Annotated in this window: 6 protein-coding genes and 4 pseudogenes; 3 read left to right on the forward strand and 7 right to left on the reverse strand. The window is 41.3% G+C overall.

Annotation, left to right across the window (positions count from 1 at the left end; translation table 11 throughout):
• Nucleotides 1-2,614: 2,614 nt before the first annotated feature.
• The 5 genes and pseudogenes from AFK68_RS46945 to AFK68_RS29590 all read right to left on the reverse strand — a co-directional run.
• A pseudogene (locus AFK68_RS46945) lies at nt 2,615-3,807 on the reverse strand (hypothetical protein); the annotation flags it as partial.
• Nucleotides 3,808-4,450: 643 nt separating this feature from the next.
• Entirely contained in the window at nt 4,451-4,579 is a 129-nt protein-coding gene (locus tag AFK68_RS43705) for a hypothetical protein (protein ID WP_256386680.1), read from the reverse strand.
• A 186-nt stretch (nt 4,580-4,765) separates the two neighbouring features.
• A pseudogene (locus AFK68_RS35750) lies at nt 4,766-5,860 on the reverse strand (AAA family ATPase); the annotation flags it as partial.
• Between the two features lies 1 nt (nt 5,861).
• Nucleotides 5,862-6,767 (reverse strand): annotated as a pseudogene (locus AFK68_RS35755) (AAA family ATPase); the annotation flags it as partial.
• 1 nt (nt 6,768) lies between these two features.
• Nucleotides 6,769-7,654 (reverse strand): annotated as a pseudogene (locus tag AFK68_RS29590) (Clp protease N-terminal domain-containing protein); the annotation flags it as partial.
• Between the two features lie 498 nt (nt 7,655-8,152).
• On the opposite strand from AFK68_RS29590, the gene AFK68_RS29595 reads away from it, so the two are divergent.
• Together AFK68_RS29595 and AFK68_RS29605 are read left to right on the forward strand one after the other, a co-directional pair.
• Nucleotides 8,153-8,599 carry a DUF3598 family protein gene (locus AFK68_RS29595; RefSeq protein WP_094677447.1) on the forward strand — a complete coding sequence of 149 codons (447 nt, stop codon included), beginning with the start codon at nt 8,153-8,155 and terminating at the stop codon, nt 8,597-8,599.
• Nucleotides 8,600-9,110: 511 nt separating this feature from the next.
• A complete protein-coding gene (locus AFK68_RS29605; RefSeq protein ID WP_094677449.1) occupies nt 9,111-10,085 on the forward strand; it encodes an NADPH:quinone oxidoreductase family protein in 975 nt (324 codons plus the stop codon).
• Nucleotides 10,086-10,430: 345 nt separating this feature from the next.
• Here AFK68_RS29605 and AFK68_RS29610 read toward each other — a convergent pair whose 3' ends face one another.
• Entirely contained in the window at nt 10,431-10,727 is a 297-nt protein-coding gene (locus AFK68_RS29610) for a hypothetical protein (protein ID WP_210407681.1), read from the reverse strand.
• A gap of 481 nt (nt 10,728-11,208) precedes the next feature.
• Here AFK68_RS29610 and AFK68_RS29615 point away from each other — a divergent pair, with 481 nt between their 5' ends.
• Nucleotides 11,209-11,556 (forward strand): Rid family hydrolase, encoded by a 348-nt coding sequence (locus AFK68_RS29615; RefSeq protein ID WP_210407568.1) that lies wholly within the window; start codon nt 11,209-11,211, stop codon nt 11,554-11,556.
• Between the two features lie 91 nt (nt 11,557-11,647).
• On the opposite strand, the gene AFK68_RS29620 is transcribed toward AFK68_RS29615, so the two are convergent.
• The gene (locus tag AFK68_RS29620) at nt 11,648-12,655 is read right to left on the reverse strand and encodes a zinc-binding dehydrogenase (protein WP_094675333.1); all 1,008 of its coding nucleotides are present in this window, start codon (nt 12,653-12,655) and stop codon (nt 11,648-11,650) included.
• Nucleotides 12,656-13,052: the final 397 nt, after the last annotated feature.

Raw genomic sequence — 13,052 nt, forward strand, 5'->3', positions numbered from 1 at the left:
GATGGGGAGATGGGGAGATGGGGGGATGAGGGCTATTTTTATACTTTTTTCCCTATTCTATTTCGGGAAATTATGACTCCTGTCTCCTGTCTCCTGTCTCCTGTCTCCTAATCCTCACTTTTGTAAAGATACCAAATGGCTTCTATGCAGTTTTAGTAGATCGAAAAGTGACATTAGAAGAGGCTGAACTCTTGCGGGCGATCGTCATTTCCCTTAACTGTCCAATTCCTCCTTTTTTGGAATAAATCTCTCATCTCAAATCCGTTTAAACAGTTATAGATTGATTAACTCTTTAGGAGTCAACCTACCCCCGCTGAATTAGAGATTACAGCGGGGGAGTATGTCAATCTCAAGTCCTACATACAGGATGTAGTCAAAAGATTTAAGGTAACATTTGACCGCTAGTAGGAAAAACCGAAGAGTGAGATTAAGAGCGTTGCTGAGTGGTAATGATTTTTAGATTAAGTATCAACGCTAAACATAAGTTTTTCAATTTTACCTTCAGCTACTTACCATTACATTTCAGCAACGCCAGATTAAGAGGGTTATCCTTTGATAAACCGGGTCGATGAGGTCATATTACTAAAGGAGTGGCTCTGTTGGAGATCCGGATACTCACCGGGTTCGAGGTCGATGTAGTTACCACTAGCATCGGGATTTTGGTATAGCCTGATCTTATCTCCTGGCCTGTAATTCGGCCCTTTGAATACCTTCACCGAGGTAGTCAGGTTGTTGTAGCTGGAGTAGGTAGCCAGGTCGTCCACATCCTCAAATATAATCAGCTTCCGACCTGCGTAGTTTATAAGGTCGTACAGTTCTGCCACCACCGGGATCGGACTTACCACTGGGGCTGGTGGCACACCCTGGTTGAACTTGACCGAAGATATCGCCTCCCCGAACCGCATTGGTGTCTGGAGATCCGGATATTCACCAGGTGTCAGCACTAACTGACTACTGAGATAGTTGGGGTCGCGGTAGAAGCTCACCTCGTAGTTGGCATTCGGGTCGAAGTTAGGACCCGGACGGATCTTCAACGAGCTAGTTCTGTTATTCATATTATAAAGAGCCAGGTCGGGGGTGTCTTGGCTCAAGAGCAGACGCCAACCTGGATTCCCTCTCCAGAATAAATTCTGGTACAGCTCCACGATTAAGGGAATGTGGGCGTACTCCATTGACCCGGGGGAAGCTGGTTCAGACCCCGTGCCATCTCCGATGATAAACCGGGTCGATGAAGTCCTATTACCAAAGGTGTGGCTCTGTTGGATATCCGGATACTCACCGGGTTCGAGGTCGATGTAGTTACCAGTACCATTGGCCGTGTCGTAGAGCCTGATCTTATCTCCTGGCCTGTAGTTCGGCCCTTTGAATACCTTCACCGAGGAAGTCAGGTTGTTGAGCGAAGAGTCGGTCAGCAGGTTGTCCACATCCTCAAATATAATCAGCTTCCGACCTCCGTAGTTCACACCGTTGTAGAGTTCGGCTACCACCGGGATCGGACTCACCGCTGGAGCTGGTGGCACACCCTGGTTGAACTTGACCGAAGATATCTGCTCCCCGAACAAGATTGGTCTATTGTGGATATCCGGATATTCACCAGGCGTCAGCACTAACTGACTACCGATATAGTTGGGGTCGTTGTAGAAGCTGACCTCGTAGTGGGCATTCGGGTCGAAGTTAGGACCCGGACGGATCTTCAACGAACTAGTTCTGTTATTCATATCATAAGGAGCCAGTTCGGGGGTGTCTTGGCTCAAGAGCAGACGCCGACCTGGACCCGCTCCCCACATCGAGCTCTGGGAGAAGAAATGCTGGTACAGCTCCACAATTAACGGTATGTGGGCGTACTCCATCGACCCGGGGGAAGCTGGTTCAGACCCCGTGCCATCTCCGATGATAAACCGGGTTGATGAAGNCCGACCTGGACCCGCTCCCCACATCGAGCTCTGGGAGAAGAAATGCTGGTACAGCTCCACAATTAACGGTATGTGGGCGTACTCCATCGACCCGGGGGAAGCTGGTTCAGACCCCGTGCCATCTCCGATGATAAACCGGGTTGATGAAGTCCTATTACCAAAGGTGTGGCTCTGTTGGATATCCGGATACTCACCGGGTTCGAGGTCGATGTAGTTACCAGTACCATTGACATCGTCGTAGAGCCTGATCTTATCTCCTGGCCTGTAGTTCGGCCCTTTGAATACCTTCACCGAGGAAGTCATGTTGTTGTACTCGGAGTAGTGACCCAGGTGGTCCACATCCTCAAATATAATCAGCTTCCGAGTTCCTCCGTAGTTCACACGGTTGTAGAGTTCGGCTACCACCGGGATCGGAGTCACCGCTGGGGCTGGTGGCACACCCTGGTCGAACTTGACCGAAGAGATCCGGTCCCCGAAATTGATTGGTCCAGCATTTAGATCCGGATACTCACCAGGCGTCAGCACTAACTGACCTCCGATATAGTCGGGGTCCCGGTAGAAGCTCACCTCGTAGTCGGCATTCGGGTCGAAGTTCGGACCAGGACGGATCTTCAACGAACTCGTGACGTTATTCATATGATAAGGAGGAGCCAGGTTGGGGGTGTCCTGGCTCAACAGAAGACGTCGGCCTGGACCACCCNCGGTAGAAGCTCACCTCGTAGTCGGCATTCGGGTCGAAGTTCGGACCAGGACGGATCTTCAACGAACTCGTGACGTTATTCATATGATAAGGAGGAGCCAGGTTGGGGGTGTCCTGGCTCAACAGAAGACGTCGGCCTGGACCACCCCCCAAGGAGTTCCTGGTGAACCAGTGTTGGAACAGCTCCACGATTAAAGGAATATGCTGATATGGACCAGGCGGAATGATTGCAGGAACTGTGATTGTGACTGTCTTGCTGCCAACGATTTGTCCATCGGCGACGACATCAAGGGAGCCGTTGAAGACCTGAATATCTGTGGCGGCTGCAACATTACCAAGCCAGGAAACGGCGAAGCTAATTTCATGGTCTTCATCTCTGCTGAGGGGACCATAACCGGCGCTAGGTCCGATTGCTTGCACAAACGGTTCGGTCGCACCACTCGCTACTAGGCGCACGTTCCTGATTGTGGTGATCTGTGCTGCTAACTCAGCAATAATCCGCTCAACAGCAGTATCTGGACTGACACCTGAGACTAGTATGCCCCCCGTTCTATTGGCAATCCGGGTTCCTTGTCCCGCTTCGCCCACCGGATTGCCGCAATGATTGCGGTACCAATCACTGACCCCTTCGATCGGGTTATCCAGCCCGTCCCTTGCGCCACTGCTTTCCAAGCTCATTGCCAGCACGGTAATTTTCTCGGCCACTAGCTTATCGGTGACTGATTTCTCGGTAATGTCGTAGTCTAGGCTGGAGATTGCCTTGCATATAGGGTCATGACCTCCGGCATCACCAATCCAGACGATGATCCGCTGGGCATCGGCACGCCAACCAATTTTGCCACCTGGTGGTTCGGCCACCCGATCTAGGGCATAGAACTGAGCCTCGGGAACGTCCCTACCTGGGGTCGTGCTCCAGGTATCGACTGCGGCTTTAACGTCGGCGATATTGGCAGTCAGATTACACTGGTGCTCGAAGGCGAAGGGATGTCTGTTAGGATCTGGAGCTGGAAAGTCTTTGTAGTTGCCAACTCCAAACTGGACATCAGACCCTAAAGCCTGAGTTTGGTTGACGATATCTACCATGCCTCTCTGGACGGAGGCGATCGCTGAACCCATGCTACCAGTGGTGTCTGATAGAAAATAGACATCGACTTTCGGCACTATTCCTAATTTCGGAATCGTGACCTTAACCACTTCGGCGAGGGTCTGATCTTTTGACAGAGTCAGATCGTTGGTTGGCGGTGAAACCTGAATTGGATTGCTCNCCATGCCTCTCTGGACGGAGGCGATCGCTGAACCCATGCTACCAGTGGTGTCTGATAGAAAATAGACATCGACTTTCGGCACTATTCCTAATTTCGGAATCGTGACCTTAACCACTTCGGCGAGGGTCTGATCTTTTGACAGAGTCAGATCGTTGGTTGGCGGTGAAACCTGAATTGGATTGCTCATTCAGTGAAATAACTCCTTTGAGAAAAAAGTTTTGGTTTCTGAATATGAATTCTACCATCAGAAGTATTTCCGAGTCGATGAATGTCTAAGTTAAAAAATATCATGACCAGGTTAAAAAATATTACGACCAGCAATAAAAATTACGGAGGTAGTGCAACAAAGTGTGCTCTAGGTAATTAGAGCATTCCACTTCCAAGGAGCGATATAGCTGCCGCATTGTAGGGGCGAATAGCCATTGCCCCATTATTTANATATGAATTCTACCATCAGAAGTATTTCCGAGTCGATGAATGTCTAAGTTAAAAAATATCATGACCAGGTTAAAAAATATTACGACCAGCAATAAAAATTACGGAGGTAGTGCAACAAAGTGTGCTCTAGGTAATTAGAGCATTCCACTTCCAAGGAGCGATATAGCTGCCGCATTGTAGGGGCGAATAGCCATTGCCCCATTATTTATTCCTAATGAACGGTTCTTTTTTATCACGATCGCTCGATTTAAAATCATATTCATAAAAAATGTTGGGTTATGCTAATGCTTAACCCAACTCTTTATTCTCAAAATTTTGCGTTGATTACAACGTTCTGTTGACATTAATTATTGCTGTAAGCAAATTCCGGNAAAATGTTGGGTTATGCTAATGCTTAACCCAACTCTTTATTCTCAAAATTTTGCGTTGATTACAACGTTCTGTTGACATTAATTATTGCTGTAAGCAAATTCCGGCAACAACTCTTTAGCAGTTCCCGTAGATGTAACGGTAACTTCACCATTTTCATCTAAATCTACATAAACATTTTCCCCATCCTGAATTTGACCTGCTAATAACGCTCTGCCAAAACATCCTCTAACAATCGCATAATAGCTCGACGTAGAGGTCTCGCTCCATAACTAGGATCGAATCCTTCTTCTACCAAGCGCTCCTTAAACTTATCGCTGACTGTCAGAGTAATTTCGCGATCGCCTAAACGACTAAATACTTCCCGCAGCATAATTTCGGCAATCTCTTTGACCTCATCCTTAGTCAACTGACGGAAGACAATAATTTCATCCAAACGGTTGAGAAATTCTGGGCGGAAATATTGTTTCAGTTCCTCATTAACTAAGTTGCGGATACGATTATATTGAGCTTCTTCTTGATCCTCAGCAAACTCAAAACCTAAACCACCGCCACCTTTCTCAATCACTTTAGAACCGATATTAGAAGTCATAATAATTAAGGTATTCTTGAAATCTACTACTCGACCTTTAGAGTCAGTCAAACGACCATCCTCTAAAACTTGCAGCATAATATTAAATACATCTGGATGAGCCTTTTCAATCTCATCAAACAATACTACAGTGTAAGGACGACGGCGTACAGCTTCCGTTAATTGTCCACCTTCATCATAACCAACAAACCCTGGAGGGGAACCAACAAGTTTAGAAACAGTGTGACGTTCCATGTATTCTGACATATCCACCCGAATCATTGCTTCCTCAGAACCAAAGAAATAAGCAGCTAATGCTTTTGTCAGTTCTGTTTTACCAACACCAGTCGGACCAGAGAAAATGAAACTAGCAATGGGTCGCTTGGGGTTCTTCAAACCAACACGAGCGCGACGTAAAGCACGGGAAACAGCTTTCACTGCATCATCTTGACCAATGAGACGTTGATGCAGAGTCTCTTCTATATGTAGCAGTTTCTCAGACTCAGATTCTGTCAACTTAGTCACAGGAACTCCAGTCCAAGATGCCACGATATGAGCAATATCATCTTCAGTCACTACAGGGGAGTTACTGGTTTTTTTGTTTNGAGCGCGACGTAAAGCACGGGAAACAGCTTTCACTGCATCATCTTGACCAATGAGACGTTGATGCAGAGTCTCTTCTATATGTAGCAGTTTCTCAGACTCAGATTCTGTCAACTTAGTCACAGGAACTCCAGTCCAAGATGCCACGATATGAGCAATATCATCTTCAGTCACTACAGGGGAGTTACTGGTTTTTTTGTTTTCGTTGTCGGTATTAGTCTGTTCAATCTCTGCTTGAATTTCTAGTTCACGATCGCGCAGTTTACTTGCTTGTTCAAAGTCTTGTTGACGAACAACTTCTTCCTTTTCTTTTGTCACCTTCAACAGTTGTCGTCTTAGTTCCTTCAACTCTGGTGAAACCATTGAATTTTTGACTCTGACACAGGAACCAGCTTCATCAATGAGGTCAATAGCTTTATCTGGTAAGAAGCGATCGTTAATATAGCGGTCAGATAATTCTGCTGCTGCTGCCAAAGCTTCATCAGAAATAGTCAACCTATGGTGTTGCTCATAAGCAGAACGTACCCCGTAGAGAATTTCAATAGTCTGTTCTACACTAGGTTCACCAACTTTCACAGGTTGGAAACGACGTTCGAGAGCAGCATCCCTTTCAATATGCTTGCGATATTCATCTAGAGTCGTCGCCCCAATACATTGCAGTTCACCCCTTGCCAAAGCAGGTTTAAGAATATTAGCAGCATCCATACTACCCTCAATAGCACCAGCACCTACAACAGTATGAATTTCATCAATTACCAAAATGATATTACCATTAGCACGGACTTCATCCATTATTTTTTTCAGCCGTTCCTCAAATTCCCCTCTGAACCTAGTACCAGCTATCAGAGAAGCAATATTCAGACTAACCACCTGTTTATTTTCCAGGATATCAGGAACATCTTGATTAANCATCCATACTACCCTCAATAGCACCAGCACCTACAACAGTATGAATTTCATCAATTACCAAAATGATATTACCATTAGCACGGACTTCATCCATTATTTTTTTCAGCCGTTCCTCAAATTCCCCTCTGAACCTAGTACCAGCTATCAGAGAAGCAATATTCAGACTAACCACCTGTTTATTTTCCAGGATATCAGGAACATCTTGATTAACGATCCGTTGAGCTAACCCCTCAGCGAGAGCTGTCTTTCCAACTCCAGGTTCACCAATAAGAACAGGATTATTTTTTGTCCTACGACCTAAGACTTGAATCATCCGTTCAATTTCAACTTGTCGCCCTACTATTGGATCGATTTTACCCTCTGCTGCTAACTTTGTTAAATCTGTACCAAATTCTTCTAGAGTAACGGCTTTCTTCCCATTGGGGCTAGACCCTCCAGAAGACACTGCAGCAACTTCTCCCAGGGAGCGAATTACTTGAGTCCGAATTTTGCCTCTATCAACTCCCAAATTGTCCAAAACTTTAGCAGCTACTCCTTCAGAATCTTGTAGTAATCCGAGTAGCAAATGTTCTGTGCCAATATAGTTATGGTCTAATTTCCTAGCTTCTTCTAGAGAAATTTCTAACATCCTTTTTACCCTAGGAGTAAAAGGAATTTCTGCTGGAGTAAACCCAGAACCACGGCCAATTATTTTTTCTACTTCGTTCCGAGCATCTTTGAGATTTACACCATGCTCCTTCAGAACTTTAGATGCAATACCTGTACCTTCACCAATTAAACCAAGGAGAATTTGCTCTGTGCCCACAAAGTTATGTCCTAAGCGACGGGCCTCTTCCTGAGCTAACATGATTACCTTGATTGATTGTTCTGTAAACCGTTCAAACATTATTACTACCTCTTATTATATGTTTATAGTCACAGGGGAGATTTCTCCAATATAGTAATGTTTTTGACTAATTACTGACCATCAAGTGGCCATAAACACTAAACAAATGTAAATTTTTATTTACTTATTGTAACCTAAATGTAGCGTTCTTAAAGTCACAATGGCTAGTGAGGAGAGCCGTAAATAAGGATATAAGTAATTTGTATATAATAACTTGTTGTAAAAAGTTTGAACATAAGACCTTTTTGCCAGACAAAGCAAAAATGTATAATATTTGCTGTATTTTAATTTACTATTTTCTGGGGAAAGTTGCAAGAGTTTCTGGAATATTTGCCATATTTATATCGCTTTCAGAGGTTAACTAATTTTTTGAGTCGTCCTTCTATAGTAATAGTGGTTGAAAGTTTAGACTGCCTTGCCCCATTACCGAAATATAATTCCTAAACTGCTATATAATAGCCTCAATTTTATCCACTGTCTGAATCAGGAATAGTTATTATGTCTAATATTAGAGAAGAAATGCCAGTATTAGTCCGCCATGAAGGAGATTGGAAAGGAACATATACAATAGTAGATAACGAGGGAAATATTATTGATAAGCACAGTTCCCATTTAACTTGTCAATTTCCAGATAATGCAGAATATCCCTATTTTCAAACTAATCGTTATGAGTGGGCGGATGGTAAAAAAGAAGAATATCAATTTCCGGGAATATATCGGGATAAAAAAATTTGGTTTGATACAGAAAGATTGGATGGTTATGCTTGGGAAGTAGATAATTCAACAATTATTTTGTGGATTACTTATAAAGGAATGGCAGATTTTTATATTTATGAAATGATTAATATTAGTCCTGATAATAATCATCGCGCTAGAACTTGGCATTGGTTTCAGAATGATCAAATTGTCAAAAGAACAATTATTAAAGAAGAAAGAGTTAGTTAAATAAAAAAAACGAAATTTGCCTCGCTAGGAANTATCCTGAATTTAAAATTTGTCCGAAAATATTAGTCCTGATAATAATCATCGCGCTAGAACTTGGCATTGGTTTCAGAATGATCAAATTGTCAAAAGAACAATTATTAAAGAAGAAAGAGTTAGTTAAATAAAAAAAACGAAATTTGCCTCGCTAGGAAAATAATAATTTGATCATTTTTGAGGTTATTAACCAACTTAAATTATCTGAAATATTATGTATTCTCTCCAGGAAAGCTACACTTTCAGCAAAAAACTTATTATTCTGTTTGTAGTTCCACTTTAGACATCTCCATAAAAGACGGAATAGGGAATACAGAGAAATAATTGATTTTATTTTTTATTTTTGGAGATGTCATTAATAGTACCTTAAAGTAGGGACGTTGCATGCAACGTCCCTACAGGGTTATCATTTTTTCTATTCCCTGTTCCCTATTCCCTAGTTCCCTAAAAGCGATAATTCTAGATAACATAACGAAAAATGAAAGCAGTTTGCATACATGAATACACAGGTATCTCTGGTATTCAAGTAGAAGAAACAGAAATTTTAGCCCCTAATTCCGGTGAAGTTAGACTGGTTGTAAAAGCTGCCGGAATTAATAACTCAGACCTACAAATGACCTACGGAAAATATAAAAGACCAGACGACGGCGCGTTGCCTCAAATTCTTGGTCAAGAAGCAGCAGGTATTGTTGATGCTGTGGGGGAAAAAGTTGAAGGGTTTTCGCCAGGAATGAGGGTAGTGGGTCACGTTAGAGGTGCTTTTGCAGAAATGGCGATCGCTCCTGCTACAGAATTATTAGCTATTCCCGACGATATATCGTTTGAGGTGGCAGCTAGTTTACCTATTAACTATTTGACTGCTATTGTAGCTCTCATCCATCGGGCAAAAGTTCAGACTGGAGAGTGGGTATTAGTACATCCTGGTAGTGGTGGTGTGGGGAGTGCAGCAGTACAATTAGCTAAGTTATTAGGAGCAAAGGTTATCGCTACTGCTGGTAATGCAGCTAAGGTGGAATATCTGCTGAAATTAGGTGCTGACTATGGAATTGACTATAGCAGTCAAAATGTAGTTTCTGAGGTAGGCAAGATTACAGAAAATCTTGGAGTACAGGTGGCACTTGATGGAGGAGGTAAGGTGACATTTGCTGACTGTTTAGAGGTAATAGCTAATAATGGTCGTATTGGTTGCTATGGTACAACGACTGGTTTGGATGCTGCTTTACCTATGGGAAAATTACTGGGGCGCAATATTGCAATTTATGGTATTGCCCTTTGGTATAGCAGTTATTATCAGGCAAGTTGGCAAACTCTCAAGGAGGTAGTTATCCCAGCATTTGTGCAGGGAAAGTTACAGTCAACTATTGAGCAAATAGTTAGTCTGGAGGGAGTGGAGGAAGCGTTGAGTAGGATAGAGCAGCGTAGTTTGATGGGAAAAATTGTTGTACTTCCTTAAAATTAACAGATAGTTCGTCTAAGGAAATATAAATAAGGAGATGGGGAAAACTTACAGTGCTTTTCAGATTGATGACCTCACGTCATAACCAAAACACAGTAGGGACGTTGCATGCAACGTCCCTACTGTGGTCTACTGAAATGAAAACCACTGTAACTGGGAACAGGGAGGGACGAATAATATCAAATCCGGTTAAATAATTATTAGAGTTGTTCAGAGAGTAGGGTAGTAGGGGAAATTAAATATTGAAGTGTAATTATAGAGATATACTATATAACCGGATTCTATATAAAAGACTATTTGTCACCCCGTTAGTTTTTCAGTTCTACATCTCGGTCATTTTGGTCAGTGTTCATCTTGTTGGTAGTTTTCATGTTTGAGATGAAGCCGAAATTGACTTAACAAACTATAGACTAAAGGAGATAAAAGTATCCCCATCGCGATAACAAAAACTAAACCACTAAAGAGTGCATAGATAGAAGCAAATACTTTTGCGCTAGTAGTTGAGAGGGGACTAATTGGTCCCATACCACTAAGAATCATTGAAGCTTCTACTAAAGAATCTATCCAACTCAAACCCGCTGCCCAATGATAGCCGATAATACCCATCATAAGTCCTAGAGAGATAAAAACTGCAGACATACCCAGATAACTGAGAAACTTCCACAGAAAGAGGAAAATTGACCTGGTTCGCTCTGATGAAGTCCAACTTTTCGATTCTTGAAAAAGACTTAAACTAGAGGAACGGATAAGAAATATTATAATTACTAAAATGAATAGTCCATATACGAGCATATTTCTAATAATCCACTTCACTATTATCTTATATATAGAGCTAAAACTGGAGAAACTACTGTAAGCGTGCCAACCAATTTTGTAATCATTTTATGATAAGATTTTTAAGTTTTAGCCTGAAGATAACTATTTCCGNCCGAAAACTATTATCTTATATATAGAGCTAAAACTGGAGAAACTACTGTAAGCGTGCCAACCAATTTTGTAATCATTTTATGATAAGATTTTTAAGTTTTAGCCTGAAGATAACTATTTCCGGGGCTAAAACTGGACTCAAAACAAAAACTTGATTATAATTAATGACCTGAAAAGTTAAAGGACTTTATCAATGCCAAAACGTGAAGTAATTATTCCTCAAGGAATGGAAAGTATATATGAAAAATATCACTATTGTCCTGGAGTTAAAATAGGAAATATGTTATATATTTCAGGACAGGTGGGAAGAGATGAAAATTTACAGGTTGCGCAAAAGATAGAAGAACAATTTATCCAAGCTTTTGAGAATGTTAAAAAAGTTTTGGTGGCTGCTGGAGCTACTTTTGATAATTTCGTAGAAATGGTAATTTATCATGTTACTGGTACTAATGTAGGGGAATCTTCAGAGTCTCAACAACCGTTTACTATTCCCCATTTAGCATTATTTATGAAGGTAAAAGATTGTTATTTTACTCAATAATTTCCCACTTAGAGAGCGGTAGAAATTACTTCTTTATCTACCCCAGGATTAATTGTTGAAATTAAGTGTACCGCACTATTTAATGATTAGTCTATAATCTGACAATTACTTTACCTTGATTTTTCCCACTAAGTTGATATTCAACAGCTTCGACAATAGAATCTAATCCTCTAAATTCTGTAGGCTCGATCGCTACTTTAAGTTGCTTAGTTTGAAACAAATTAAAGAGGCGATCGCTAGCTTCTGCTTGATATTCTCGATAACATGGCATGAGAAATGCTCTAACTGAGGCAGCTTTCCAAAAGAGTTGATGATAAATTCGAGGTTGATTAATTTGTTCTAAATTATGGCTATATTCGGAGATAAAACCAACAACAACTAAACGCCCCATCATAGCTAAATTATCAACACAAGTATCAAACATTTTTCCACCAACACATTCAAATACTAAATTAATACCTTGGGGGTATTCTTTTTTAAGAACTTCATTAACATTTTCCTGACGATAATTAATAACTCTATCGCAACCTAATTGTTGTAATAATTCGACCTTTTTTGGAGAACCACAAGTTCCAATAACATGATTTCCTGCTAGTTTAGCTAATTGTACGGCAATATGTCCTGTTCCTCCAGCAGCAGCAGTTACTAAAACTACTTCTTGACTGGTCATTTCTCCCACTTGTTCTAAAGCTACTAAAGCGGAAACTCCTGTAGGCACTAATGTGAGAATTTCTGGAGAAACTTCAGGAACTTTAATTACTCCATCTATACTAACAGTTTGATATTCTCTATATGCTCCCCCTTTAGTAAAAGTTAAAACTCTATCTCCGGTCTTAAATTGTTTGACATTATCTCCAATAGCTACCACATTTCCTACTACTTCTACTCCCATATCTATCGGTATTTTTGGATTTAAATAGGGAATTTTGTCTTGAGATAATAAAGTATCAAATCCGGCATTAATCCCTGCAAATTGATTCTTAATTAGAATTTCGTTTGTTTGAGGTTTTTGTAGTTCAGTTTCTACAATTTCCACAGCAGAACGAAAATCAGAGTTAAAGTTTTTAATAACAAGCTTGCGATAACTTTTGGGTATCATCACCTTATACCAATTTAATAAATGTTTGCTACAGTTTCTTGAGTTGGGGAGTTGGGGAGGTAGGGACGTTACACATGCAAAAATGCGTTTTCCGTTCCGGAATGCTACGCAAACATATCGCACAGCGTTAGCGGAGCTTTGCGTTAGCAAAACGTCCGTACACATAAGAATAATTCAGACAAGATTAAGCTAATAATTCTCAAAAATGTTATTCTACCTGTATTAATTACTTAATAATTGAAGTTTCAGCTAAGTATAGCATTATTTTGTCAAATTGGTATTAGAAAATATTTAACAGCTTCAGCAACTTTTTCAGGAATTTGATTCATCATACAAATTGTTCCTTCTGGAAATTATACCACTTTAGCATGGGGAATTACTGGAGAAACTAAATGAC

The organism is Hydrocoleum sp. CS-953, from assembly GCF_002260545.1.
GTDB lineage: Bacteria > Cyanobacteriota > Cyanobacteriia > Cyanobacteriales > Microcoleaceae > Trichodesmium.